The organism is Stenotrophomonas sp. NPDC077421, assembly GCF_049545505.1.
GTDB lineage: Bacteria > Pseudomonadota > Gammaproteobacteria > Xanthomonadales > Xanthomonadaceae > Stenotrophomonas > Stenotrophomonas nematodicola.
Window position 1 is genome coordinate 1 of the sequence record NZ_JBMWDP010000016.1, and the last position, 25,853, is coordinate 25,853.

The 25,853-nt window shown below is 68.4% G+C and carries 23 protein-coding genes and 1 riboswitch; of the genes, 13 read left to right on the forward strand and 10 right to left on the reverse strand.

Annotated elements, in window-relative coordinates; genetic code table 11:
• On the forward strand, positions 1-690 hold a 690-nt coding region (locus ACPEH1_RS10465), incomplete at its 5' end, for an ATPase, T2SS/T4P/T4SS family (protein WP_423715745.1).
• A 42-nt stretch (positions 691-732) separates the two neighbouring features.
• Here ACPEH1_RS10465 and maiA read toward each other — a convergent pair.
• Positions 733-1,389 carry a maleylacetoacetate isomerase gene (gene maiA, locus ACPEH1_RS10470; RefSeq protein WP_017354725.1) on the reverse strand — a complete coding sequence of 219 codons (657 nt, stop codon included), beginning with the start codon at positions 1,387-1,389 and terminating at the stop codon, positions 733-735.
• Positions 1,390-1,409: 20 nt separating this feature from the next.
• Entirely contained in the window at positions 1,410-2,399 is a 990-nt protein-coding gene (locus ACPEH1_RS10475) for a fumarylacetoacetate hydrolase family protein (protein WP_017354726.1), read from the reverse strand.
• 530 nt (positions 2,400-2,929) lie between these two features.
• Here ACPEH1_RS10475 and ACPEH1_RS10480 point away from each other — a divergent pair.
• Entirely contained in the window at positions 2,930-4,315 is a 1,386-nt protein-coding gene (locus tag ACPEH1_RS10480; protein WP_136003557.1) for a DEAD/DEAH box helicase, read from the forward strand.
• Between the two features lie 108 nt (positions 4,316-4,423).
• On the opposite strand, the gene ACPEH1_RS10485 is transcribed toward ACPEH1_RS10480, so the two are convergent.
• Positions 4,424-7,006, reverse strand: coding sequence for a M14 family zinc carboxypeptidase (locus tag ACPEH1_RS10485; protein ID WP_423715746.1), 2,583 nt, complete (start codon positions 7,004-7,006; stop codon positions 4,424-4,426).
• Between the two features lie 60 nt (positions 7,007-7,066).
• Positions 7,067-9,721, reverse strand: coding sequence for a TonB-dependent receptor plug domain-containing protein (locus ACPEH1_RS10490; protein WP_136003765.1), 2,655 nt, complete (start codon positions 9,719-9,721; stop codon positions 7,067-7,069).
• Positions 9,722-9,909: 188 nt separating this feature from the next.
• Between ACPEH1_RS10490 and queD the strand changes: the two genes are divergently transcribed.
• Both queD and ACPEH1_RS10500 read left to right on the forward strand, forming a co-directional pair.
• Entirely contained in the window at positions 9,910-10,263 is a 354-nt protein-coding gene (gene queD / locus ACPEH1_RS10495) for a 6-carboxytetrahydropterin synthase QueD (RefSeq protein WP_017356822.1), read from the forward strand.
• Positions 10,264-10,451: 188 nt separating this feature from the next.
• The gene (locus ACPEH1_RS10500; RefSeq protein ID WP_136003553.1) at positions 10,452-10,799 is read left to right on the forward strand and encodes a phasin family protein; all 348 of its coding nucleotides are present in this window, start codon (positions 10,452-10,454) and stop codon (positions 10,797-10,799) included.
• 101 nt (positions 10,800-10,900) lie between these two features.
• On the opposite strand, the gene ACPEH1_RS10505 is transcribed toward ACPEH1_RS10500, so the two are convergent.
• Both ACPEH1_RS10505 and ACPEH1_RS10510 read right to left on the reverse strand, forming a co-directional pair.
• On the reverse strand, positions 10,901-12,373 hold the full coding sequence (locus tag ACPEH1_RS10505; protein WP_017356824.1) for a sensor histidine kinase: 1,473 nt from the start codon (positions 12,371-12,373) through the stop codon (positions 10,901-10,903).
• Positions 12,370-13,092 carry a response regulator transcription factor gene (locus tag ACPEH1_RS10510; protein WP_153165015.1) on the reverse strand — a complete coding sequence of 241 codons (723 nt, stop codon included), beginning with the start codon at positions 13,090-13,092 and terminating at the stop codon, positions 12,370-12,372. The genes ACPEH1_RS10505 and ACPEH1_RS10510 overlap by 4 nt, the downstream gene beginning before the upstream one ends.
• 147 nt (positions 13,093-13,239) lie before the next feature.
• Between ACPEH1_RS10510 and msrB the strand changes: the two genes are divergently transcribed.
• The 4 genes from msrB (at position 13,240) to ACPEH1_RS10530 (ending at position 17,940) form a co-directional block, all read left to right on the forward strand.
• Complete coding sequence (gene msrB / locus ACPEH1_RS10515) at positions 13,240-13,764, forward strand: peptide-methionine (R)-S-oxide reductase MsrB (RefSeq protein ID WP_017356826.1); 525 nt, start codon at positions 13,240-13,242, stop codon at positions 13,762-13,764.
• 47 nt (positions 13,765-13,811) lie between these two features.
• Positions 13,812-15,581 (forward strand): cytochrome c biogenesis protein DipZ, encoded by a 1,770-nt coding sequence (locus tag ACPEH1_RS10520; RefSeq protein WP_423715747.1) that lies wholly within the window; start codon positions 13,812-13,814, stop codon positions 15,579-15,581.
• Positions 15,582-15,596: 15 nt separating this feature from the next.
• A complete protein-coding gene (gene msrA / locus ACPEH1_RS10525) occupies positions 15,597-16,331 on the forward strand; it encodes a peptide-methionine (S)-S-oxide reductase MsrA (RefSeq protein ID WP_166472582.1) in 735 nt (244 codons plus the stop codon).
• Between the two features lie 178 nt (positions 16,332-16,509).
• Complete coding sequence (locus ACPEH1_RS10530; protein WP_136003547.1) at positions 16,510-17,940, forward strand: PLP-dependent aminotransferase family protein; 1,431 nt, start codon at positions 16,510-16,512, stop codon at positions 17,938-17,940.
• Here ACPEH1_RS10530 and bioD read toward each other — a convergent pair whose 3' ends face one another.
• Complete coding sequence (bioD, locus tag ACPEH1_RS10535; RefSeq protein ID WP_153164935.1) at positions 17,941-18,624, reverse strand: dethiobiotin synthase; 684 nt, start codon at positions 18,622-18,624, stop codon at positions 17,941-17,943.
• A 117-nt stretch (positions 18,625-18,741) separates the two neighbouring features.
• On the opposite strand from bioD, the gene ACPEH1_RS10540 reads away from it, so the two are divergent.
• Positions 18,742-19,224 carry a GAF domain-containing protein gene (locus ACPEH1_RS10540; RefSeq protein WP_153164936.1) on the forward strand — a complete coding sequence of 161 codons (483 nt, stop codon included), beginning with the start codon at positions 18,742-18,744 and terminating at the stop codon, positions 19,222-19,224.
• Positions 19,221-19,556: a TfoX/Sxy family protein gene (locus ACPEH1_RS10545; RefSeq protein ID WP_017355702.1), complete on the forward strand. Its 336-nt coding sequence runs from the start codon at positions 19,221-19,223 to the stop codon at positions 19,554-19,556. Before ACPEH1_RS10540 ends, ACPEH1_RS10545 begins: the two co-directional genes overlap by 4 nt.
• On the opposite strand, the gene ACPEH1_RS10550 is transcribed toward ACPEH1_RS10545, so the two are convergent.
• Complete coding sequence (locus ACPEH1_RS10550; protein WP_026070723.1) at positions 19,553-20,131, reverse strand: histidine phosphatase family protein; 579 nt, start codon at positions 20,129-20,131, stop codon at positions 19,553-19,555. The genes ACPEH1_RS10545 and ACPEH1_RS10550 overlap by 4 nt on opposite strands.
• A gap of 153 nt (positions 20,132-20,284) precedes the next feature.
• A riboswitch (cobalamin riboswitch) is annotated at positions 20,285-20,512 on the forward strand.
• Positions 20,513-20,574: 62 nt separating this feature from the next.
• Between ACPEH1_RS10550 and btuB the strand changes: the two genes are divergently transcribed.
• Positions 20,575-22,416, forward strand: coding sequence for a TonB-dependent vitamin B12 receptor (gene btuB / locus ACPEH1_RS10555; protein WP_017355700.1), 1,842 nt, complete (start codon positions 20,575-20,577; stop codon positions 22,414-22,416).
• 88 nt (positions 22,417-22,504) lie between these two features.
• Here btuB and gph read toward each other — a convergent pair whose 3' ends face one another.
• A complete protein-coding gene (gene gph, locus ACPEH1_RS10560) occupies positions 22,505-23,167 on the reverse strand; it encodes a phosphoglycolate phosphatase (protein WP_153164938.1) in 663 nt (220 codons plus the stop codon).
• A 53-nt stretch (positions 23,168-23,220) separates the two neighbouring features.
• A complete protein-coding gene (locus ACPEH1_RS10565; protein ID WP_017355698.1) occupies positions 23,221-24,123 on the reverse strand; it encodes a LysR family transcriptional regulator in 903 nt (300 codons plus the stop codon).
• A 97-nt stretch (positions 24,124-24,220) separates the two neighbouring features.
• Here ACPEH1_RS10565 and ACPEH1_RS10570 point away from each other — a divergent pair, with 97 nt between their 5' ends.
• The gene (locus tag ACPEH1_RS10570; RefSeq protein ID WP_423715748.1) at positions 24,221-24,859 is read left to right on the forward strand and encodes an NAD(P)-dependent oxidoreductase; all 639 of its coding nucleotides are present in this window, start codon (positions 24,221-24,223) and stop codon (positions 24,857-24,859) included.
• A 75-nt stretch (positions 24,860-24,934) separates the two neighbouring features.
• A complete protein-coding gene (locus ACPEH1_RS10575; protein WP_017355696.1) occupies positions 24,935-25,849 on the forward strand; it encodes an MBL fold metallo-hydrolase in 915 nt (304 codons plus the stop codon).
• The last annotated feature ends 4 nt before the right edge of the window (positions 25,850-25,853 follow it).

A 25,853-nucleotide genomic window follows, 5' to 3' on the forward strand; every position in this document is an offset into this window, starting at 1 on the left:
AACAGCACCACGACCGGGCACATCCTCACCATCGAGGACCCGATCGAGTACCTGCACAAGCACAAGATGTCCATCGTCAACCAGCGCGAGGTCGGCCTGGACACCCACGCCTTCCACAATGCGCTGAAGAACGCGATGCGCGAGGCGCCGGACGTGATCCTGATCGGCGAGATCCTGGATGCGGAGACGATGGAGGCGGCGATCGCCTTCGCCGAGACCGGGCACCTGTGCCTGGCCACCCTGCACTCCAACAACGCCGACCAGACCATCGAGCGCATCCTCAACTTCTTCCCGGAGAGCGCACACCGCAACGTACTGATGAACCTCTCCCTCAACCTGCGCGCAGTGGTCTCCCAGCGGCTGGTCAAGGGCAAGGACGGACGCCGTCTGCCAGCCACCGAAGTGCTGATCAACACCCCGATGATCCGCGACCTGCTGCGCCGCGGCCAGGTGCACGAGATCAAGGCAGCGATGGAAGCCTCGCTGGAGGAAGGCATGGAGAGTTTCGACCAGTGCCTGTTCCGGATGGCCAAGTCGGGGATCATCGAGCAGGAGGAAGCGCTGCGCGCGGCCGACTCGCGCGATGGCCTGGCGCTGAAGTTCCGCCTGTCCGAAGGCGGCAGCGGCGAGCACGACCCCTACGCCGATTATTCGGCCGCCACCCCGGCCGCGATCACGCACGGGTTCTGATCCGGCGCCGGTGGGTACCGACCGTTGGTCGGTACGCCTTCGTCAGGCCGACGCGTCGGCCTGGCTTTCCGGCTTGGCCGCCGCGAACGCCGGCAGGGCCAGGCACGCCGCATCGATGCGGACCAGGGTCGGGTACGGCTCCAGGTCCAGCTTGAAGCGGCGCGCGTTGTACATCTGCGGTACCAGGCAGCAGTCGGCCAGGGTCGGGATGTCGCCGTGGCAGAACCGGCCGGTATCGACCGATTCGACCAGCATCCGCTCCATCGCGTCGAACCCCACCCGGATCCAGTGCCGGGTCCAGTCGTCGCGCTCGGGCTGCGGCACGCTCCAGGTATCGCTGAAGAACTGCATCACCCGCAGATTGTTGAGCGGATGGATGTCGCAGGCCACCAGCTGGGCCAGCGCCCGCACACGCGCCCGTCCTTCAGCGTCGTCGGGCAGCAGCGCCGGGTCCGGGAACACCTCGTCGAGGTACTCCAGGATCGCCATCGACTGCTGCAGCACGCGTTCGCCATGCCGCAGGGTCGGTACCAGCTCCTGCGGATTGAGCGCGGCATAGGCGGCGGTGTGCTGCTGTCCGCCGTCGCGCACCAGATGCACCGGCGTGATCTGGTGCGGCAGGCCCTTCAGGTTCAGGCCGATGCGCACGCGGTAGGCCGCGCTGGAGCGCCAGTAGCTGTACAGCTCGATGCGGTCCATGTGCGCTCCGTAACGTGCGTTCAGGGCTTGACTGCCTGTTCGATGCGCTGCTCGATCGCACCGAAGATGCTCTTGCCGGCGGCATCCAGCATTTCGATCCGGACCACGTCGCCGAAGGACATGAACGGCGTGCTCGGCTTGCCGTCGCGCAGGGTTTCAACGGTGCGCTGCTCGGCGAAGCACGAGGCGCCCTTGCTGGTGTCTTCGTTGGCGATGGTGCCCGAGCCGACGATCGCGCCGGCGCCCAGCGGGCGGGTCTTGGCCGCATGGGCAACCAGCTGGGCGAAGTTGAACTGCATGTCCACCCCCGCTTCCGGCGCGCCGAACCAGACACCATTGATATGCGTGACCAGCGGCAGGTGCACCTTGCTGTCCTGCCAGGCCTCGCCCAGCTCGTCAGGGGTGACGAACACCGGCGACAGCGCCGAGCGCGGCTTGGACTGCAGGAAGCCGAAGCCCTTGGCCAGCTCGCCCGGGATCAGGTTGCGCAGGGAGACGTCGTTGACCAGGCCCACCAGCTGGATGTGGCCGGCGGCCTGCTCGGGAGTGACTGCCATCGGCACGTCGTCGGTGATCACCACGATCTCCGCTTCCAGGTCGATCCCATAGTCCTCGCTGACCACCTTGACCGCATCGCGCGGGCCGTAGAAGCCGGCGCTGGTGGCCTGGTACATCAGCGGATCGGTGTAGAAGCTCTCCGGCACCTCGGCACCACGGGCGCGACGGACGCGCTCGACGTGCGGCAGGTAGGCGCTGCCGTCGACAAATTCATAGGCCCGCGGCAGCGGTGCGGCCAGCGCCTGCATGTCGATGTCGAACACCCCGTCGGCGCTGCCGTCGTTGAGCGACTCATACAGCGCGTTCAAGCGCGGCGCCACGTGGCTCCAGTCTTCCAGGGCCTGCTGCAGCGTGCCGGCGATGCCGGTGGCGCGCACGCCGTGGGCGAGGTCGCGCGAGACGACGATCAGGGTGCCGTCGCGGCCGCCTTCCTTCAAAGAACCAAGCTTCATGGGTGGGTATCCGGGATCGCTGAAAATAGGTTTCAAGTGTAATCAAATGCGCGGCGCAGCCAAGCTGCGTTGCGACAGAAATCCACCATAAACGATACCCCCCCGCCGTGCTGGCCGGGCCCGTGCGGCAACGGCCCTCCGTTCTGCGCGCCACGGCGCCACCCCGCGCTCAGGATCGGGGGGCCATGTCCTCCAGAGGCAGGCGCGCCCCGCGCTCGTCGGCCTTTCCCTGCCCTTGGCCCATAACTGAACAGGTCGATTTGGTATGGATCTCAAACATCCGTTAGACTAGGCGGGTCTGCAGCGGCCGTCCGTTTCCCTTCGGGATCGCCGGCGATATGGATCAACGATCCGTCGCCCGCCCCCACTCCGACGCCATTCGTCATGCATTCCAGTCTGCGCACCGCGCCGGCTGCACCCAATTCTCGCAGCGCGGTTTACGGGAACGCTCCGAGTCAGCCGATCTCAATGATCTGCCTCACGTCCGGCCATTCGGCCTGGCGTTACTTCGTTTTTGGAGCTTCCACCCGATGTCTTTTGAATCGCTGGGCCTTGCGCCCTTCCTGCTGCGTGCCTTGGCCGAGCAGGGTTACGACACCCCTACCCCGATCCAGGAACAGGCCATCCCGCTGGCCCTGGACGGCCGCGACCTGCTGGCCGGCGCCCAGACCGGCACCGGCAAGACCGCTGCCTTCGGCCTGCCGCTGCTGCAGCATCTGGCCACCAACCCGCAGGCCGTCAACGGCCCGCGCAAGCCGCGTGCGCTGGTGCTGGCACCGACCCGCGAGCTGGCCACCCAGGTGCATGACAGCCTGCGCGGCTACAGCAAGTACCTGCGCATTCCGAGCGCCTGCATCTACGGCGGCGTCGGCATGGGCAACCAGTTCGACGTGCTGCGCCGTGGCGTGGACCTGCTGGTGGCCTGCCCGGGCCGCCTGATCGACCACCTGGAGCGTCGCAGCGTCGACCTGTCCGGGATCGAAGTGCTGGTGCTGGACGAAGCCGACCGGATGCTCGACATGGGCTTCCTGCCGTCGATCAAGAAGATCCTGGCCAAGCTGCCGCGCCAGAACCGCCAGACCCTGCTGTTCTCGGCCACCTTCGAGGAGAGCATCAAGCAGTTGGCGCTGGAGTTCATGCGCAACCCGGAACAGATCCAGGTCACGCCGAAGAACACCGTCGCCGAAACCATCACCCACCGCGTGCACCCGGTCGATGGCGCGCGCAAGCGCGAACTGCTGCTGCACCTGCTGGCCCAGGACAGCCGTGAGCAGACCCTGGTGTTCGGCCGTACCAAGCACGGCTGCGACAAGCTGGCCACGTTCCTGGAGAAGTCCGGCATCAAGACCGCGGCGATCCACGGCAACAAGAGCCAGGGCCAGCGTCTGCGTGCCCTCGGCGACTTCAAGGCCGGCCGCGTGACCGTGCTGGTGGCCACCGACATCGCCGCACGCGGTATCGACATCAACGAGCTGCCGAAGGTCATCAACTACGACCTGCCGATGGTGGCCGAAGATTACGTGCACCGCATCGGTCGTACCGGCCGCAACGGCTCGACCGGCCAGGCGATCTCGCTGGTGGCGCAGGACGAGGCCAAGCTGCTGCGCCAGATCGTGCGCCTGCTGGACAAGGACATGGACATCCGCGACGTGCCGGGCTTCGAGCCGCAGACGCCGATCCGCTGGGGCAACAGCGCGCCGGGCAAGGCCGAGCAGCCCGGTGGCGACCGTTCGCCGCGCAAGCACGCGCGTCGTCCGCACAGCGAGGCCCCGCGCCACGCCCATGCCGGCCCGAAGAAGGCCGGTGGCGGCCAGCGCGATGGTGCCGGCCGCGGTGCGCCGCGTGGCGGCCAGCCGCAGGGCCAGCGCCGTGGCAGTGGTGGCCGCGGTCCGGGTGGCGGCAGCCGCGCGGGCTGATCCGTTCGCGGAGTGCTGAAACAGAAAAAGGGCGACGCATTGCGTCGCCCTTTTTCATTGCGCGGGGGGCCGGGGTTGGCGTGGAGGGCCGCCGGGCAGAGCCCGGCTCTACCCGCGTTGCTTGGCCGGGTTGAGCTGGTTGCCGAAGAAGATCGCGTTCAACAGCAGCCGCTCGGTGCCGTGCCAGTACTTGCGGTGCGCCGGATCGTCAGCGAACAGGACCACGTTGCCCTGCCCCTGCGGCGAGACCAGCAGCCATGCCGAGCCCGCCACGCGGTTGCGGTTGGCCTCGGACAGATAGCCGTTGACGCGCGGCGTGGCGTCGATGCGCACCACCGTGGAAAACGGATTGCGGCTCGGCTTGAAGCTGATGCCGTTCTCCTTGTTGACCGCCAGTTCCGTGCGTGGCAGGCCGAAGCCCAGCGGATGGCTGGTGTCCACATCGGCACTGAGGATGTTGCCACTCACCCGCTCGATCGCGGCGATGTCGCGCTGGTCGCCGAATGCCCGGCGCGAGGCATCCGGTTGCGTTTCTTCTGCGCCCAGCACTTCGTCGGCGAGCTTCTGCTCGATCGCCCAGCGCGCGGCGCTGCCATAGGTGACCAGTGATCCACCGGCGTTGATCCAGCGCTTCAGCGCCGCCACTGCGGCCGCGTCGACACCGGCATAGGTGCCGCCGGCAAGCACGATCGTGGTGTAACGGTCCAGCGTGACCTTGCCCAGCTGGGCCGGGTCCAGCTTGCTGGCCGGCAGCCGCACCTGCTGGTCAAGCAGGAACCACGCCGATCCGATCTCGGTGGCACTGACGCCCTCGCCCATCACCAGCGCCACTGCCGGTGTGCGCAGCGATTTCACGCTGTCGCTGCCCAGGTCGATACCGCTGCGGCTCTGGCCACTGTCCACCGCGTACAGGCGCACACCACTGTCGCGCGCGATCTGCTCGACCGCCGCCAACAGTTCCCCTCCGGCCAGCGGCTGGCCGGCTACCGGAATCACCACGCTGCCGCGCGCGAACGACTGCTCGCCGTCGGCGGTGGCCGCCGTGAACGGCTGGAAGGCGGCACGGGTCTTCAGCCCCCGTACCTGCAGCGCGTACAACGCCTGGCTGGCGTTGTAGTCGCGCCAGTCGAGCACGTACGCGAAGCCGGCCTGGCCGCCACTCACGCCCCCCTGTGCCGGTGCCACTGCGGTGATGCGCGGACCGCCGTCGAGGCGGCTGCGGCTGCCGGCAAAGGCCACCCCGTAGGCCGGCGCGATGGCGTAGGACGTGCTGCCATAGAACACGTCGCCCTTGATCGGCGGTGTGTCGGCGAAGATCGAATGCACCAGTCGGAACTGGGGCTGTGCGGTCGGCACCACGTATGCACTCCCGGGGAGGAAGCGCTGGCCGTCCACGGTCACCGCCGCGGTCAGCGGCTGCACGGTGATCCGGTGCTGCAACAGCAGGTCGAGCAGTCGGGCGGTCAGGCCGGGATCATGCGCGTCGCCGAACACGAATGCCTTCACCGGCTGCTGGCCCGCCTGCGTCAGCGCGGACTGGAAGAAATCCTTCTGCAACGCAATCAGCCCGTCGCGTTCGGTGACCGCACCGCGCACGGTGCCCAGGCCGGTGGCCATCTGGTTGCGGATGGTGAAGGGGAACGTGAGCAGGCCGTTGACCGACTCCTGCACGCGCCCGCGCGAGCTGGCCTGCTCGACCGTCACTCCGACGGCCCCGTGGAAGTCCGGATAGGTGGAGCCGTACACCGGCGAGAAGTTGTCGAAGTTCTCGCCGGTGTAGTACAGCGAGCCCAGCGCATCCAGCGCCTGTGCGTGGTACCTGGCCAGGGTCCTGTTGAACGCGTACGACGCGGCCGGGATCAGCGGGCTGTGCATGCTCGCCGGCGACGGCTCGAAGTAGTAGGTGCTGTCCTTGCCCATCTCGTGGAAGTCGATCTGGACGTTGGGATACCAGCGATGGAAGTAGGCGATCTTCGGCCGCGTATCCTGCTGGGTCAGCGCCAGCCAGTCGCGGTTGAGGTCGGTGAAATAGTGGTTGGTACGTCCCTGTGGGAACGGTTCGACGTGTTCCTTGTCGGCCGGATCGGCCGATGCCGGCGACGACGCGTAGGCGTTGTGCCAGCTTGCCGCGCGGTCGCGGCCGTCGGGGTTCTGCGCGGGATCGAACAGCACCACCGCCCGATCCAGCCACTGGGCGGTGTCGGCACTGCGGTTGGCCACCAGGTAGTAGGCAGTCAGCAGTGCCGCCTCCCCGCTGGAGGTTTCATTGCCGTGCACGCTGTAGCCCAGCCAGACCACCACCGGGCTGTTGCCGGCCGCCGACAGCGGCTGTGCCGGATCGGCCAGGGTGACGTGCTGGCGGCGGAGGGTCTCCAACTGCTGATGGTTCTGCGCCGAGGTGACCGTGGCGATCAGCAGGGGGCGGCCTTCGTAGCTGGTGCCGATGCGCTCGACCTTGATTTTGTCCGAATGCCGGGCCAGTTCGTCGAAATAGGCCACCAGCTGGTCGTGGCGGGTGTAGCGGCTGCCGATCTCGTAGCCGAGGAACTGCTGCGGGGTGGGAATGGACGGATCGAAATCACCGCCCTGCGGAAAGAAGTACGCGCTCTGCGCGAAGGCTGGCGCAGCCAGCAACCAGAACGATCCCACCAGCCAGGCGATGGGACGTGACACGACACGATGCAAGGACACAGCGATTCCCCATGAAACGGGGGCCGGCGTGCATGCCGGCCCCGATGGTGACGGACGTGGTCAGAAGCGGTAGTCGAAACCGACCGTGACATAGCGGCCACGCAGGTCGTACTGACTGAAGTCGTACGGCGCGCGGATGCCCGGGAAGGAGGCGTCGTACGGCGGTTCCTCATCGGCCAGGTTCTGGATCTTGGCGTACAGGGTCAGCTTCTCCAGCCCGGTGTAGGCCAGGTACAGATCGAACTGGCTGTAGGCATCCACACGATCCTGCACCGCGGTGGCGGCGGCGCTGGCCTTCTGGTCATAGCCACTGGTGTAGTACCAGGTCAGCGCGGTGCGGATGTCGCCATAGCTCCAGTCCAGGGTGGTGGTGGCCTTGTTCCTGGGCAGCGTGGCGCCCCGGTTGCTGCCGGCATAGTCCACCAGCGGCCCACCGACCACGGTGGGGCGGCGGTAGCTGCGCACGTGGGTGAAGGCGCTGCTGAGCCCGAAGTCGCCGGCGCGCTCGGTCGGGAAGCGCTGGCGCAGTTCCACGTCGACGCCGGAGGTCTTCAGTTCGCTCAGGTTCTGGTAGCGGTTGTACACCGCCAGCAGCTTGCCGCGCTCATCGCGAAGGACCGCGCCGGGCACGTTGTCGGTCACCAGGGTCTGGGTGTTGTTGGTACCCACCAGGTTCTCCAGCTCGATGCGGTAGTAGTCCACGCTCAGGCTGGTGTTGGACCACGGCGACAGTACGATGCCGGCGTTGAAGCTCCTGGTGCGTTCCGGCTTGAGGTCGTTGTTGCCGACGGTGAAGAAGGTCGGGTTCTGGCGCGAGCCCGGCACGTCCGGATCACGCGGGTCGATCACGCTGCCGTAGGCGATGCTGGTGCTGTTGGAGTTCTCCGACAGCGACGGCGCGCGGAAGCCCCTGGAGGCGGCGGCACGCACCAGCAGGATGTCCCACGGCTGCCAGCGCAGGCTCAGCTTGGGCGAGAACGCATCGCCGAAATCACTGTAATGGTCGGCACGCGCGGCGGCCTGCAGTTCCAGCCGCTCGGCCAGCGGCACATTGACCTCGGCATAGGCTGCGGTGACCTTGCGCTCGCCGTGCACCTCGGCGATGGCCGGGCGGATCTGCAGGCCGGCATCGATCTGCCACGGGTTGTTGGAGTCGAGCTTCTCGCGGCGCCACTCGGCACCGGCGGCGAAGCCGATCTCACCGGCCCAGGTGTGGCCGAGCGCACCGGATATCCTGGCATCCACGCCCTGCAGCACCGATTCGGCCGGCCGCAGCGTGCTGATGTTGATGGCGTTGAGCACGTCCGGTGCGGTTGCGGACGGGTTGAGCAGGTTGTAACTGCCATCGGCCAGCGCCGCAGCCAGCGCATAGCGGTTGGCAAAGCCGCCGGAGACGGTTTCGCGCTCGCTGCTGCGTGCGCCGAACGCGCCCACTTCCCAGTCCCAGTTCTGCAGGCTGCCGCGCACCCCGACCAGGCCGCGGTAGGCCTGCGACCGGTTGGTCTTGATGGTCGGCCCAAGGTTGAAGAAGGTGTACTCGATCGGCACCGCGCGGCCATACGGGTTGTACGGGCTGCTGGCGGGCAGGTTGGACGACACCGGCTCGGCCAGGCCGGTATCGGCATTCAGAGCGAAGCGGCCGCTTTCCAGGGTGAAGAACGGGCTGCTGCCGAACCAGGAGACGCCCTTGATGTCGCTGTACAGCACTTCGCCGAAGGCTTCGACGGAATCGTTCACGCGGAAGGTGCCGTTGACGTAGGCCTGGTAGCGCTTGGTGGAGGGAATCAGCGTGGTGTACGGCGCCTGGTTGAAGCCGCAGGTGTTGCCGGCAAGGCCGTCGATCGGCGCGCTGGCCACCAGCGTGGTGCCTTCCGGGCAGTTGCCGCTGGCATCGAGCATCGGCACCGAAGCGCCGTTGATCAGATAGCGCGCGCCCTTGGCCGACCAGCCGTTCCAGCGGCCGCCGGGCGTGTCGGTATAGATGCCGGACCTGGTGAGGTCGCGCTGGTCCTGGTCCAGGCGCTCGCGGTTGTAGCCTTCCAGGCTCACCAGGATGTTGTAGCCATCGGTGTCGAGGTCGCCGATGCCGCCGATGAACTTCAGGTTCTGCTCGTCCAGCCCGCCCTGGTCGGCCGTGCCGAGGCTGCCACCGAGGTCGGCGCCCTGGAAGTTCTGCCGGGTGATGATGTTGACCACACCGGCTACCGCGTCGGAGCCGTACACCGCCGAGGCGCCGTCCTTGAGCACTTCGATGCGTTCCACCGCCACCAGCGGCAGCGCGTTGAGGTTGACGAAGGTGTCTGACAGGCCGCCGGCCGGGAAGCCGTAGTTGGCCAGGCGGCGCCCGTTGAGCAGCACCAGCGTGTTCTTCTGCGACAGGCCGCGCAGGCCGATACCGGCCGAACCGGACGCCCAGCCGTTGTTGGTGGTTTCGTTGGTGGCATTGCCGGTGTTGGCCGAGATCGAGCGCAGCAGGTCGGCGACGGTGGCCTTGCCGGTCTCCTCCAACTGCTGGCGGTCGATCACCTGCACCGGATTGGCGCTTTCGGTGTCGGTACGTTTGATGTTGGAGCCGGTGACCCGCACCGCGGCGAGCGTCGTGCTCTCGCCGGCGGCATCGGCAGCGGCGGTATCGGCGGAGGAATACGCCAGCGCAGGCAAAGGCGTGGCCAGTGCAGCGGAAAGAGCCGCTACAAGAAGAGTGTGCTTGGGCATGAACTTCAGTGGGGTGGTGGACGACAAGTTCCGCAGTAGTCCATGCCTGGCCGGGGGGCGGCCAATAACATCTCTTCATACGGATATAAGAGAAACTAACATCTCTTCATCCGGATGGAAATGTTTTTGCGAGGGCGACGTGGCATCTCGCGCCCACCCACGGCCAGTGAGCCCAGTACAATGGGCCGATGGAAATCTTCAAAGTCTTCACCCTCGAGGCCGCGCACCGCCTCCCCAACGTGCCGCCGGGCCACAAGTGCGCGCGCCTGCATGGCCACTCCTTCCGTGTGGAGCTGAAGGTGGAAGGCGAGCCAGGCGAACAGACCGGGTGGATCATGGATTTCGGCGACGTCAAAGCCGCCTTCCAGCCGATCTACGACCGCCTGGACCACCACTACCTCAACGACATTCCCGGCCTGGACAACCCGACCAGCGAACGGCTGGCGATCTGGATCTGGGACGAGCTCAAGCCGGCGCTGCCCCAGCTCAGCGAAGTGACCGTGCACGAGACCTGCACCTCGGGCTGCCGCTACCGCGGTTGAGGCCTGGAACGCGGCAGCAGGGCCGGCCACTGGCCGGCGACCCGCCCGATGAACACCGCAATCGGCAAGACAACCCATTGATCTGCAAGTGGTTTGACTGAACCCGGACCGTAACGGGCAGGAATTTGTTGCATCGCAATAAATTCGGCGTATGCTGCATTGCATCAACGTTCTCGAGCCGTCCTGCCATGACGTCCGCGTTCACCGATTCCTTCAGCGACTACACCCGCCAGCTGGCTGCCACGGCCACGCGTGCCAACCGGCTCGCACTGGAGAATGCCGAAAGCATGTTCGGCGTGCAGTTGAAGACGCTGGAGAAGAACATCACCGCCACCAGCGGGTTCTTCGGTGAAATCGTGCAGTCACAGGAACCGGGCACGCTGTTGCCCAAGGGCGCCCAGCTGGCCCGCGACAACCTCGCGCGCTGGGCCAGTGCCCACCAGGAAGTGGTTGGCCTGGGGCTGAAGGCCTCCGAGGCGTTCGGCGAACTGGCGCGGCAACCGTTCGCAGGCGCTGCCGGTACCGGCCGCCGCTGAACCCCATCGACATCGCATTTGCGTGGGTCCCTCCCCCCACGCAATCCCAGACCCGACAGAACCCTCCCTCTGTCGGGTCTTTTTTTGTCCTGGCTCGCGGGTCAGCGCGCCGGCGCCGCCGGCAGGGTGAAGGCGAACAAGGCGCCTTCGCGGCTGTCGAGCAGGTGGATGTCGCGCTGATGCAGCTGCAGGATGCGGTGCACGATCAACAGACCCAGCCCGCCACTGTCCGGGCGTGCACTGCCCAGCGCGGGCGGCGTGGTGAACAGCGTCGCGCGCCGCTCGATGGGGATGCCGGGACCACTGTCGGCGATGCTGACCTGCACCTCGCCGTCCTCGGTCCGCAGCACCACCTCGATGCGCCCGCCTTCGGGGGTGTGGCGGATCGCGTTGTCGAGCAGGTTGGTCAGTACCCGCTCGATCAGACCCAGGTCGCCCACCACCGTCGGCAGCCCGGGCGGGATGTCGGCAGTCAGTGTCTGCCGGCGCGCCTGCGCGGACAGTTCGAATTTCTGGAAGACGTCCTGGAGGAGGTCCGGAAGCGAGAACGCCTGCCGATCCAGCGTGACTCCACCGTGCTCCAGCCGCGCCAGTTCGAACAGCGCCTGGGCCAGTGCACCGACCTTGCGGCTCTGCGCCAGTGCGATGCCGAGATAACGCTGGCGCTCGTCGGCACCGAGCGTGGCATCCTTCAGCGCCAGCGTTTCCAGGTAGCCATGCAGCGACGACAGCGGTGTGCGCAGGTCGTGGGAGATGTTGGCGACCAGCTCGCGCCGCTGCAGATCCTGCTGGCGCAGCTGCTGCCATTGCTCGCCCAGCCGCTGGGCCATGTGCCCGAAGCTGTGCTGGAGGATGGCCAGTTCGTCGCGCTCTCCCGGTCGCAGCGGGGTCGGCGGCGGCACCGTGCCGGGGGCCGCACCGTCGACGTCGAACGCCTGGATGCGCCGGGTCAGCTGGCGCAGCGGTCGGGTGACCCAGCGGAACGCCACCACGCCGGCCAGCAGGCCGACCAGGGCCACGATCGCCAGTGACCACAACGTGGTGCGCAGCGTGGCGTTGGCGGCGATGTTGGCCGCCAGGGCTTCACGCTGTTCGCCGACCAGCACCACGTAGATATAGCCGGCCTGGCGCCCCTGCACCCATAGCGGCGCCGCGTTGAACACCTTGCGTCCGGTCGTGCTGCGCGGGTCGTCGCCGAGGATCGGCAGCGGTTCATCGCGCAGCAGCGCACGCACCGGCGCCAGATCCACGCGGCTGCGCTTGAGATGGCCGTCCGGCGCATCGTGGCCGAGGATGCGGCCCTGGTCGTCGAGCAGGTACACCTCCACGCTCGGATTGACCGCCATCAGCTTGCCGAACAGCGCGCGCACTTCGCCGCCACGCATGCCGCGTGCATCCATCAGTTCGCCGCTGCGCGCGATGTGCTCGGCCAGGCCGCGCGACAGCCGCTGCACGGTTTCCTGCTCGTGCACCGCGGTGCTGCGCATCTGGATCATCACCAGCGCCGCGCAGCACACCAGCAGCAGCGCGCAGAACACCACCGACAGGCGCTGGGACAGGGTCAGGCGGATCATGCCGGTGCGCCCTCGCTGCCATCGACCAGTTTGTAGCCGCGCCCCCATACCGTCTGGATGCGCTGCGGCGTGGCCGGATCGCGTTCGATCTTGTTGCGCAGGCGGTTGATGTGCGTGTTGACGGTGTGTTCGTAGCCGTCGTGCTGGTAGCCCCAGACCTGGTTGAGCAGGTCCATGCGGGAGTACACCTGGCCCGGGTGCCGGGCGAAGAAATACAGCAGGTCGAACTCGCGCGGCGTCAGGTCCAGCGCCCGGCCCTCCAGTTGCGCGGTGCGCGCGACCGGATCGATGCGGATGCCCGCCACGTCCAGCTCGCCGGCATCGATGCGGGCATTGAGCGCCATCGCCTCCACCCGGCGCAGCAGGGCCTTGACCCGCGCCACCAGCTCCAGCATCGAAAACGGTTTGGCCAGGTAGTCGTCTGCCCCCAGCTCCAGCCCGAGGATGCGATGCACTTCGCTGGCCCGCGCGCTGGTGATGATGATCGGGGTATAGCGCGCCATCGCACGCGCGCGCTTGCAGATCTCCAGACCATCCACGCCCGGCAGCATCAGGTCCAGCACCAACGCGCTCCACGGCTGCGCTTCGAGCAGGGCCAGACCCTCATCACCGGTGGCGGCATGGGTGACGTCATAGCCTTCGTCACGCAGGTGCATGCGCAGCAGGGTGGCAATGTGGACATCGTCTTCGACGATCAGGACACGCTTGGCGCTGCTCATCGGTACGGGGCGATCGGCAAGGGACATGGCCGCATTGTCGACCGATCCGCACCTGAATGTGTCACGGAAAATTTAACCCTGCGTGAGGATTCGTTGACCGGGCCGGGCGCAGCATGGCCGCATCGTATCCCTCCCTGGAGATCGGCCATGCGTTACACCCGTCGCAATGTGCTCGGCATGGGCGGCATGGCCGCTGCCGCCGGCCTGTTCGGCCTGTCCGCCTGCAGTGGCCCCGCACCTGCCGCGCCTGCCGCACCGGTGCGCCAGTTCGAGGTGATGCGCACCGATGCGCAATGGCGGGCGCAGCTCACCCCGGCGCAGTACGCAGTGCTGCGCCGGCAAAGCACGGAACGTCCGTTCAGCAGCCCGCTGAACAAGGAGCACCGGCGCGGCACCTTCACCTGTGCCGGCTGCGCGCTGCCGTTGTTCTCCTCGTCCACCAAGTTCGACAGCGGCACCGGTTGGCCGAGCTTCTGGGCGCCGCTGCACGACGCCGTCGGCGAGGATCGCGACACCACCTTCGGCATGGTGCGCGTGGAAGCGCATTGCCGGCGCTGCGGCGGCCACCTCGGCCACGTCTTCGATGACGGCCCGCGTCCCACCGGCCTGCGCTACTGCATGAACGGTGTCGCGATGCAGTTCGTGCCGCGCGGCGCCGACGACAGCACCTGACCCCCGGCCCCTGCCCGGCCTTCCCCCCTTCCTGAAAGGACTTTCCGATGCTCCTGCTTGTGCTGGCCTACCTGGGTGGCGTGCTGACCATCCTCAGCCCCTGCATCCTGCCCGTGCTGCCCTTCGTGTTCGCGCGTTCGGACCGGCCGTTCCTGCGCAGTGGTCTGCCGCTGCTGGTTGGCATGGCGCTGATGTTCGCGGTGGTCGCCAGCCTGGCGGCGGTCGGCAGCCAGTGGGTGGCCCAGGCCAACCAGGTGGGCCGCTGGATCGCGCTGGTGGTGATGGCGGTGTTTGCCGTAGCGCTGCTGTGGCCGACCCTGGCCAACCGGCTGCTGTCGCCGTTCCAGCGCCTGGGTGCGCGACTGAGTGCGTCGGCCGACGCGGCCAGCGATGCCGGACGCGGCGGGGTGGGTACCTCGCTGCTGATCGGCGTGGCCACCGGCCTGCTGTGGGCACCGTGCGCCGGCCCGATCCTGGGCCTAATCCTGACCGGCGCGGCGTTGCAGGGCGCCAGCGTGGGCACCAGCACGCTTCTGCTGGCCTATGCCCTGGGCGCGGCCACCTCGCTGGCGCTGGCGATCTGGATCGGCGGGCGCGTATTCGCCGCCCTCAAGCAGCGTCTCGGCGTAGGGGAATGGGTGCGGCGCGGACTGGGCATTGCCGCGCTGCTGGCGGTGGTGGCCATCGCGATGGGCTGGGATACCGGCGTGCTGACGCGCCTGTCCACGGTCAGTACCGCGCGGCTTGAGCAGGGCCTGCTGGATGCGCTGCCGGCGCAGTCGCCGCCGGCAGGCGGAGCGATGATGATGCGGGCCGCCGATCGCGCGGTCGATGGCGACTTGCCGGTTGAAGGCACACTGCCCTCGCTCGCCGGCGCCACCGGCTGGCTGAACAGTCCACCGCTGGATGGGCCGTCGCTGCGCGGCAAGGTCGTGCTGGTCGATTTCTGGACCTATTCCTGCATCAACTGCCTGCGTGCCCTGCCCTATGTGCGCGAATGGGCCGAGCGCTACCGCAACCACGGGCTGGTGGTCATCGGCGTGCACGCGCCGGAATTTGCCTTCGAGCGCAACCTCGGCAACGTGCAGCGCGCGGTCAGGGATCTGCAGGTCACCTATCCGGTGGCGATCGACAACGACTTCGCGATCTGGCGTGGCTTCAACAACCGCTACTGGCCGGCGCACTACTTCATCGATGCCCAAGGCCGCATCCGCGCGCACCACTTCGGCGAAGGCAACTATGCGCAGTCCGAGCAGATCATCCGCCAACTGCTGCGCGAGGCCGGCAACACGCTGCCCGGCGAACCGGCACAGGCCATGACGGCCACGGCACGCGAGGGCGTGGAGCGCCAGGCCGACATGCGCAACCTCAAATCGCCCGAGACCTACCTGGGCCATGCGCGCGCCGAGCATTTCGCCTCACCGGATGGCCAGCAACCCGACCGCCAGGCCGCCTACGCACTGCCCGCCTCGCTGGCGCTCAACGAGTGGGCGCTGGGCGGGCGCTGGACGATCGGCGATGAGGACGCGCAGTTGGCGCAGGCCGGCGGCCGCATCGCGTTCCGCTTCCACGCGCGCGACCTGCACCTGGTGCTGGCCCCCGCGCAGGACGGCAAGCCGGTGCGCTACCGCGTGCGCCTGGATGGACAGCCGCCGGGCGCGGCCGCCGGCGGCGACGTATCCGCCGATGGCAGCGGCCAGGTCGGCGAGCACCGCCTGTACCAGTTGATCCGCCAATCCGGCGATGTGCGTGAACGCACCTTCGAGATCGAGTTCCTCGATCCGGGTGTCCATGCCTACGCCTTCACCTTCGGTTGAGCCGGGAGGCCTTCGATGAAGCTCACTATCGACAAACTGGTGGCCGGCGGGATTGCCGGTGTCATTGCGGCATTGACCGTGACCGCCGTGGTCAGCCTGGATCGTCCCGCCCATGCGGCGGCCGCGATGGTCAGCGCCCCGGCGCCCAGCGGGCCGGCCAACGTTGCGCAGCCGGGCAGCCGGCGTGCGCAGGTGGTGTTCGCCGGGGGCTGTTTCTGGGGCGTGCAGGGGGTGTTCCAGCACATCAAGGGCGTCAACAACGCAGTGTCCGGCTACATCGGCGGCAACGCCGGCACAGCCAGCTACACGCGCGTGGGCAGCGGCACCACCGGCCATGCCGAGGCGGTGCAGGTCACCTACGATCCGAGCCAGGTGAGCTACGCACAGCTGATGCAGGTGTTCTTCTCGGTGGTGCACGATCCCACCCAGCTCAACCGGCAGGGCCCCGACCAGGGCACCCAGTACCGCTCGGCGATCTACATCGACGACCCGGCACAGCGCGATGCCACCCGCGCCTACATCGCCCAGCTGGAACAAGCCAAGGTGTGGGCCGCGCCGGTGGTCACCCAGGTCGATGGCGGCAAGCGCTTCTTCGCGGCCGAGGACTACCACCAGAACTACCTCACCCTGCACCCGGAATCGCTGTACATCCGCATCAACGACCTGCCCAAGGTCGAGGCGCTGAAGCGCCAGTACCCGGCGCTGTACCGCGACACCCCGCGCCTGGTATCGACGCTGTCGGCGCGCTGAGGGAACGGGAAAAAAGCGCACGGCGAAACACGGCACCGCCGTGCGCGAGGGAAGTACGGGATGCGCGGCGGGTGACGTCCGCCGGGCTGGCCAGGCCATGCTAGGCTGCGCGGACCAGCGGATACAGCGCCAGAGTCGCTGCATCCGGATGGATACAGATTTCCGTGGATGAGCCCGCATGGCAGCCAACCTTTACCAGTCCCTGGCCGATGAAATGGCCGATGCGATCCACAGCGGCCGGTTGCCGGCCGGTGCACGCCTGCCCTCGCTGCGCGGCCTGGCCGCGCAGCGCAGGCTGAGCCTGAACACCGTGATCGCCGCCTACCGTCAACTGGAAGACGCCGGGCTGGTGATGCCGCGGCCCAAGGCCGGCTTCGTGGTCAGCCCGCGCCTGCCCGAGCCCACCCGTTCGCTGCGCCAGGCGCCGTCACTGGCGACCGCCCCGGCGCAGCAGGTGATGATGGCCCGCGTACTGGCCGCCCAGCAGCAGCCGGGCGTCGTCGACCTGGCCTTTGCCGGCCCGCGCGGCAAACGCTTCTATCCCGGTGCGAAGCTGGCGCGCAGCACCGCGCAGGTGCTGCGGCGTTCGGCGGGCATGGTCGAAACCTATGCGCGCCCGAATGCGGCCACGCGGCTGCTGGAGCAGATCGTGCGGCGTGGTCCACGCCTGGGCCTGCACACCAGCGTGGAGCGGCTGGTGCTGACCCACGGCGCGATGGAGGCGCTGCAGCTGGCATTGCGCGCGGTGACGCGCCCCGGCGATGCGGTCGGTATCGAAGCCCCCTCGTACTTCAATCTGTACCCGTTGCTGGGCAGCCTGGGACTGAAGGCGATCGAACTGCCCACCGATCCGCGCCACGGCCTGGACGTGGACGCGGTGGAGGCACAGCTGCAGCACCGCGCGCTGGCCGCGATCGTGGCGATGCCGAGCGTGCACAACCCGCTGGGCTGCACCATGCCGGTCGCTGCCAAGCAGCGGCTGGCCGCGCTGGTCAATCAGTTCCGCATCCCGCTGATCGAGGATGCGGTGTACGCCGAGCTGCAGTACCAGGAACCGCTCGCGCCGCTGCTCAAATCCTTCGATGACGAAGGCTGGGTGATGGTGTGCAGCAGTTTCTCCAAGACGCTGGCACCGGATTACCGGATCGGCTGGCTGGACGGCGGTCGCTTCGCCGCGGACATCCAACTGCTCAAGTTCCAGTCCACCGGCGCCGAATCGCGCCTGCTCGGCGAGGCCGTGGCCGCGTTCCTGGAAGCGGGCAGTTACGAACACCACCTGCGGGGACTGCGGCGGCTGTACAGCGAGCAGGTCGGCCGCGTGCGCAGCCTGATCGCGCAGCATTTCCCCCCCGGCACCCGCGCCACCCAGCCAACCGGCGGTTTTCTGCTGTGGGTGGAGCTGCCCGTCGACATCGAGGCCGGGACGCTGTTCGACCTGGCGCTGGCCGAGGGCGTGGTGTTCATGCCGGGCCAGGTGTATTCACGTGGTGCGCGCTACCGCCACTGCCTGCGCCTGTCGTGCTGCCAGGAGCTGGATGAGCGCTACGTCGGTGCGATCGCTACGCTCGGCCGCATCGCCCACACCCTGCAGGCGGCCGCGCGCGGCTAGCTAGATGGCCAACCGCGCGGCCAACGTGGCCGGGTCGGCCCCGGGCGCGTACGGCAGGCGCCCCCAGCACGGCATCGGCAGGCGCGCACGCAGCAGGGCCATGTTCTCGTCGCGACGCGCCATTGACGGGTCCACTTCGTTGGCGATCCAGCCGATGCAGGTGGCCCCGCTGGACTGGATCGCCGCAGCGGTCAGGCGCGCGTGGTTGAGGCAGCCCAGCCGCAGTCCAACGACCATCACCACCGGCAGCTGCAGGGCCTGCACCAGGTCGGCCTGGTCGAGCGTGCCCGACAGCGGTGCCAGCCAGCCCCCCACCCCTTCCACCACCACGGTGTCGGCGCTGGCACGCAGGCGGGCGAACGCCGTCTCGATCGGGCCCAGCGACAGCGTCACGCCGGCCTCGGCGGCGGCGATCTCCGGCGCCAGGGGCTGCTCCAGCGCGAACGGGTTCAGATCGTCATAGGACGGCATCGGGTCGCTGGCCGCCATCAGCGCGGTCGCATCCTCGTTGCGCAGGCCCTCGGCGGTGCGGATGCAGCCGCTGGCCACCGGCTTCATGCCCACGGCCTGCCGGCCACGCTGGCGCAGCGCGTGCAGCAGCACGCAGCTGCTGAAGGTCTTGCCGATCCCGGTATCGGTACCGGTCACGTACAGGGCAGCGGGCAACGACACGGGCAGGGACATGGACGTCTCCGGGAGGAAAGCGCCCATTATCGGCCTGCCGCCGTCCGCCGCGACGGCGCATCGCTGCGTTGCACTGCGCCCGGCGCAGGCGACGGCCCTGCTTGCTAGACTGCGGGCATGTTCGACACTTCCACGCTCACCGGCAGCAAGCCGGAACAGTACGGTCAGCTGCTGGCCCAGGCACGCGCCCTGGTGCACGGCGAGCGCGACCGGATCGCCAACGCGGCCAACCTGTCGGCGCTGGTCTACCACGCGCTCCCCCACCTGAACTGGGTCGGGTTCTATTTCTACGACGGCACCGAGCTGGTGGTCGGGCCATTCCAGGGCCTGCCGGCCTGCGTGCGCATCCCGCTGGACAAGGGCGTGTGCGGCGCGGCCGCCTCGCAGCGACGCACCCAGCGGATCGAGGACGTGGATGCCTTCCCCGGCCACATCGCGTGCGATTCGGCCTCGCGCTCGGAACTGGTGGTGCCGCTGGTCAAGGGCGACACGCTGATCGGCGTGTTCGACCTGGACAGCCCGTCGCTGGCCCGCTTCGACGCCGAGGACCAGGCCGGTCTGGAAGCGATCGCCGCGGTGTTCGTCGAGGCGCTGGGATGAGTGCCAAACTGCGCAACATCGGCCCCAAAAGCGCAGCCTGGCTGCGTCAGGTCGGGCTGCGCACCCCGGAGGATCTGATCGCCGCCGGTGCGGTGGGCGCGTTCGTGAAGGTCAAGCGCGCCGGCTTCAAGCCCAGCCTCAACCTGCTGTACTCGCTGGAAGGCGCGCTGCAGGACTGCCATTGGCAGGAACTGCCGGAGGCGCGGCGGATTGAACTGGTTGCCGCCTACGACGCGATCATCGCCGACAACCCGTTGAAGAAGGCGCCACCAGCGTCCGGGCCGGTCTACGACCGCACGCCCGAGCCGCAGGATGACGAGGACGACCGCTAGGGTTGCTGCAGTTCCAGCAGCTCGCCCCACAGGCGATCCTCGTCGCGCTCCACGCGCAGCTGCAGCCGCGTGCCGTGATCGATGCGCAATGCCCAGCACATCGCCAGTGGCAGGCCACACACCTGCGACAGCACCATCCGCAACGGCCCGCCGTGGCTGACGACAACGGTGGGAACCGGCTCCGGATCATCCAGCAGGCGGTGCAGGCCACGCGCGATGCGGCGCTCGAAGTGTCCCCAGCTTTCGCCATGCGGCGGTGGATTGGCGTGCGGGTCCAGGTGGAAGGCCGACACGGCCTCCATCGGCAAGGCGTCCAGTGCCGCCCCGTCCCAGTCGCCGAAGTCGAGTTCTTCCCACTCCTCGTGCGCCTCCACGTGCAGCCCGCGCGGCACGGCCAGTGCGTCGGCGGTGCCCATTGCACGCGTGCGTGGTGAGCTCAGCACGCGCTGCCAGGACAGCGACGCGTAGCGCTCGCACAGGGCCACGGTGCTGTCCGCGTCCAGCGGCGGATCGGTGCGGCCATCCAGGTGGTTGTCGCGGCCGGTGCTGGCGTGGCGGATCAGGTCGAGGATCACGCCATGCCCCCTGTACCCGGCGCTGCGGTGGGCCGGCGGTACGCACGGGCGTCCGCACATGGGTGCTGCAACCACAGTGGGGTCATGAGGATCACATCGAAAAGACGAGGCGCATTCTAACCGCTGCGTCCCATCGGCCCGGGCCGATGGCTTAGACTTCGCCCACTTTCAGGTGACCTGCGGCGTATGCCGGCAGGTTGAAACGGGAAGCCGGTGACGCGTCAGGCAATGCCTGTCCGCCACTCCGGCACTGCCCCCGCAACGGTAAGCGTGGAGACACCAGGCAGTACGCCACTGTGCTTCGGCATGGGAAGGCGCCTGGTGGGATGGCGCTGCCATCCACCCGCAAGTCCGGAGACCGGCCTGGGAGACGACGGATCGCGACGTGTCGCGACCTTCCCCACCCTTTGCCGCGCGGGCGTGCGCGGCACCCGGAGTCCACGATGAAGCTGCAAACCCGAATTCTCTCCCTGGCCGTGCTGTCGACATTGCCGCTGATGGCGGCCGCCCAGGATGAGGCAACCGCACTGGACCAGGTCCTGGTCACCGCCACGCGCACGCCGATCGCCCTGCAGAACAGCATCTCGCCTGCGCAGGTGATCGACCGCGCGGAGATCGAGCGCAGCCAGGCGCCGTCGCTGCAGGACCTGCTGCGCGGCCGTGCCGGCATCAACCTCAACAACAGCGGCGGCCTGGGCAAGCAGAGCTCGCTGTTCCTCCGCGGCACCAACTCGGCCCACACCCTGGTGCTGGTGGACGGCGTGCGCATCAACACCGGCGATCTCGGCCTGGCCATGCTCCAGGACCTGCCATTGGCGCAGATCGAACGCGTGGAAATCGTGCGCGGCCCGCAGTCCAGCCTGTACGGCGCTGATGCGATCGGTGGCGTGATCCAGATATTCACCCGCCGCAACGCCGGCCAGTTCGCCCCGCACCTGCAGCTGGGCGCCGGCAGCAACGGCCTGCGCGAGGCCAGTGGCGGCTTCGGTGGCAGCGGCGAGCGCGGCTGGTTCGGCACCGACATCGCCTACCAGCACACCGACGGCATCAATGCCTGCCGCGGCAACCCGATCACGTTCGCCGGCTGCGGCGCCGACGAGCCCGACCGCGACGGCTACCGCAATCTGTCGATGAGCCTGCGTGGCGGCTACGCGCTGGGCGATGCCTGGCACGTGGAAGGCACCGCGCTGCGCGCCGAAGGCGAGAACCACTACGACGGTTACTACAACTATTCGGAAACGCTGCAGCAGGTGCTGGGCGGCAAGGTGCGCTACACCCCGGGCGCGCACTTCAACCTGACCGTCAGTGCCGGCCGGGCTGACAACGAGTCGCAGAACTACAACGGCAGCACCTGGCTGGGCGCGGCGCAGACCCACCGCGACACCGCGTCGGTACAGGCTGACATCGGCGTGGCCGAAGGCCAGCTGCTCAGCGCAGGCGTGGACTGGAGCCAGGACAACCTGGACGGCAGCAGCGCCGGCTACGGTGTCGACAGCCGCGACAACACCGGCGTGTTCGTGCAGTACCAGGGCCGCTTCGGCGCGCACCACCTGCAGGCCAACGTGCGCAACGACGACAACGAGCAGTTCGGCAACCACACCACCGGCAGCCTCGGCTGGGGCATGGAACTGGATGGCGGCTTCCGCCTCAACGCCAGTTACGGCACCGCGTTCAAGGCACCGACTTTCAGCGACCTGTACGACCCGTGGAGCGGCGTGCCGACGCTGGACCCGGAAACCTCCCGGAGCGCCAACCTCGGCATTGCCCAGCAGGGCGATGGCTGGCGATGGGGCCTGGATGTGTATGAGACCCGCATTGACGACCTGATCACCTACGACGCCACCACCTTCATGATGTCGCAGGTGGAGAAGGCGCGCATCCGCGGCGCCGAGTTGACCGGTGCCATCACCGTGGCCGGCGTCGATATCAGCGCCCAGCTCAGCCACACCGATCCGCGCAACCGCACCGACGGCAGCGCGCAGTTCGACAACTGGCTGGCGCGCCGCGCGCAGAACACCGCGCGCCTGGACATCGACCGCCGCTTCGGCGACTTCCGCGCCGGCATTACCGCCAATGGGGCGGGCAAGCGCTATGACGATGCCGCCAACACCGTGCGCCTGGGCGGCTATGGCACCGTCGACCTGCGTCTGGAGTACGCGATCAGCCGCGACTGGTCGGTGCTTGGCCGGGTGAGCAATCTGTTCGACCGCGACTACGAAACGGTGGCCTGGTACAACCAGCCCGGCCGCGAGTACCGCCTGAGCGTGCGCTACCAGCCGAACTGAGGCACCGGGATGGCGGCATCGCCGCCGTCCCGCACGCAGGGGTGCAGACAGGCATCCGGTGGGTGCCGACCGTGGGTCGGCGCCTCCCTCACCCGCGCGCGGACACCCCCGGCAGATCGCGCAGATCATCCACCACCGCTACCGCCTCGACCGTCTCCAGGTCCAGCCCGCGCGGATAGCCGTAACGCACCAGCGCCACCGGCATGCCCGCATCCACGGCAGCACGGTAATCGGTGATCGAATCGCCCACCATCAGCGCCGCCTGCGGTGCCAGCCCGAAGTGGGCGGCGATATGCCGCAACGGCACGCCGCTGGGCTTGCGCTCGGCCAGCGAATCACCGCCGAGCACCAGCGCGAACAGATCCTGCAGGCCGAAATGCCGCAGCAGAGGCGCCACCAACGCTGACGGCTTGTTGGTGCAGATCGCCAGCGTCACGTTGCGCTCGCGCAGCGCCTGCAGCGCCGCTTCAACACCCTCGAACAGACGCGGGCTGCGCAGCAGGCAGGCCTCGTAGTGGCGCATGAAGCCGGGCATGACCGCGTCCAGATCGGCATCACTGCCCGCCGCGGTGAACGCCTGCTCCACCAGCCGGCGCACGCCGTCGCCGATCCAGGTGAGCACCGTGGCCTCGGGAACCCGCGGCAACTGCCAGTCTTCGAGCGTGCGGTTCAGCGCTTCGGCGATATCGGCCGCGCTGTCGACCAGCGTGCCATCCAGATCGAACACCACCAACGGATACGGACAGGACAAGGCGTGGCTCACTTCAACGACGTGGGAACGCCATTGTACGCGGCGCCCTGCGCTCAGATCCGCGACAGAAACGCCGGGCTGGAGAAGCGCTCCACGAGGAAATCCAGGAAGCTGCGCATGATCGTGGGCAACTGCCGCCGCGACGCATACACCGCGTGGATGCCCAGGCCCTCCACCTCGTAGTCCGGCAGTACCTCGATCAGTTCGCCGCTGCGCAGCAGCGGGCCGATCTGGTAGGTGGGCAGCATCGCGATGCCGGCGCCGGCGCGCACCGCTTCCAGCAGCAGCGACGCCTCGTTGGCGCTGATGTTGCCACCCACGGCCACGGCAATCGCACGGCCGTCGCGCTTCAGGTGCCACACGCTCTTGCCGACGTAGTGGTGGGTAAGACAGTTGTGCGAGGCCAGCGCGTCGGCAGTCGTCGGCGCGCCGCGTTCGGCCAGGTACGACGGTGCCGCGCACAGCACCGAGCGGCACGGCGCCAGGCGCCGCGCGATCAGCGCCGGATCGATCGCGCGCGAGATGCGCACGGCGATATCCACGCGTTCCTCGACCAGGTTCACCACGCGGTCCACCAGCAGCAGTTCGACCCGCGTCAACGGATGCCGCTTCACGAAGTCCGCCACCGCCGCTGCCAGGTGGATCTGCCCGAACGAGACACTGGCCGTGACCCGGATCAGGCCATGCGGTTCTGGATTGTCGTTGGCCAGTTCGCCGTGCAGTTCCTCGCCGATCGCGAGCATCTGCCGGAAGCGCAGCAACGCGGCTTCGCCCGGCGCGGTGAGGCTGATCCGGCGCGTGGTCCGATGCAGCAGGCGGGCGCCCAGCCAGCGCTCCACCTCGGCCAGGTAGCGGGTGACCATCGCCCGCGACATCTCCAGCGCCTCGGCGGCGGCGGTCAGGCTGCCGCGCTCGACCACCTCGACGAACACGTTCATGGCGGTCATGCGGTCCATTTGATCGTTCTACGCAACAAATTAGGCCGTTATACGCGGTTTTTCGGACGATTTCAGGCGCATATGCTGGCCTTCCTCCCGCAACGGATCTCGCCCCATGAAAATCGCGCTTGTTGGTGCCACCGGCAACATCGGCCGTGAAATCGCCCGCCAGGCCCTCGCCCGCGGTCACCAGGTCACGGCCATCGTGCGCCGCGACACCGCGCTGCCTGCCGAACTGGACGGCGCCACGCTGGCCGTCGCCGCGCTGGACGACACCAATGCCCTGGCCGCCGTGATCGCCGGCCATGACGTACTCGCCAGCGCCTACGGCCCGCGCCCGGGTGACGCCCCGGCCGACGTGGCCGCCGTGGCTACCCACCTCACCGGGGCCGCGCGCCAGGCCGGCGTGCGCCGGGTGGTGGTGGTCGGCGGTGCCGGCAGTCTGGAGGTCGCGCCAGGCGTGCAGCTGGTGGACACCCCCACCTTCCCCGACGCCTACAAGCCGATCGCGCTGGCGCACCGAGAGGCCTTCAAGGTCTACCAGGGCATCGATGATCTGGATTGGACCTTCTACTCTCCCGCCGCCGAGATCGGCCCGGGCCCGCAGCAGGGCGGCTTCCGTACCCAGGCCAAGGCCTTCCTGGCCAGTGCCGACGGCCACAGCCGGATCAGCTACGCCGACTACGCCGACGCGTTCGTCAACGAAATCGAGACGCCGCGGTACCTGCGCCAGATCGCCACCGTCGCGTACTGACGAACGGCCCGACCCGCCCCGGCTCCACCAGGCCCCGGCATGCCGCCGGGGCCCTGTCGCACAGGACCCCACACCATGCCCCCTCTTTCGCGCGCCCCGCTGCTGCTGGCGCTGGCCGTCGGCGCCGCACTCGGCGTGGCTGCACCTGCGGCCAGCCATGCAGCCCCTGCCACCACGCAACGCGCCCCGCTGCAGGTGCAGCCTTACCATCCGGGCGCGAAGGCGCTGTTCCAGGTGTCCTCCAGCCTGGTCACCGGCGAGCACGACGCGATCCTCATCGACGCCCAGTTCGCGGCGTCCGATGCGGCACACCTGGTGCAGCGTGTCCGCGCCAGCGGCAAGCGCCTGACCACCCTCTACATCAGCCACGGCGACCCCGACTACTACTTCGGCCTGGCCACCCTGCAGGACGCCTTCCCCGACGCCCGGATCGTTGCCACCGCGCAGACGGTGGCCCACATCCAGGCGACGCAGGCCGGCAAGCTCGCCTACTGGGGGCCGAAGATGGGTGCCGACGCGCCTGCGCGCATCGTGGTGCCGCAGGTCCTCGACGGCGACACCCTCACACTGGACGGGCAGACGCTGCAGATCATCGGGCTGGACGGCCCCACCCCGGACCGGACCGTGGTGTGGATTCCCGCGCTGCGGACCGTGCTCGGCGGCATTCCCGTGGTCAGTGGCGAGCATGTCTGGATGGCCGATACGCAGAGTGCGCAGTCGCACGCGGACTGGCTGGCGACCCTGGCGAAGATCAAGGCACTCAAACCGGTACGCGTCATTCCCGGGCACTACGCCACGGGCGCGGCGCTGGATGTCGGCGCGCTGGACTTCACCGCAGCCTATATCCGTGCCTTCGATGCGGAAGCCGCGCGCAGTGCCGACGCCGATGCCCTGGTCGCGGCGATGAAAACGCGCTACCCGCGCCTGCAGGGAGTGGATTCACTGGCGTTGAGTGCCAAGGTCGCCAAAGGCGAGATGCGCTGGCCGTAAGCGG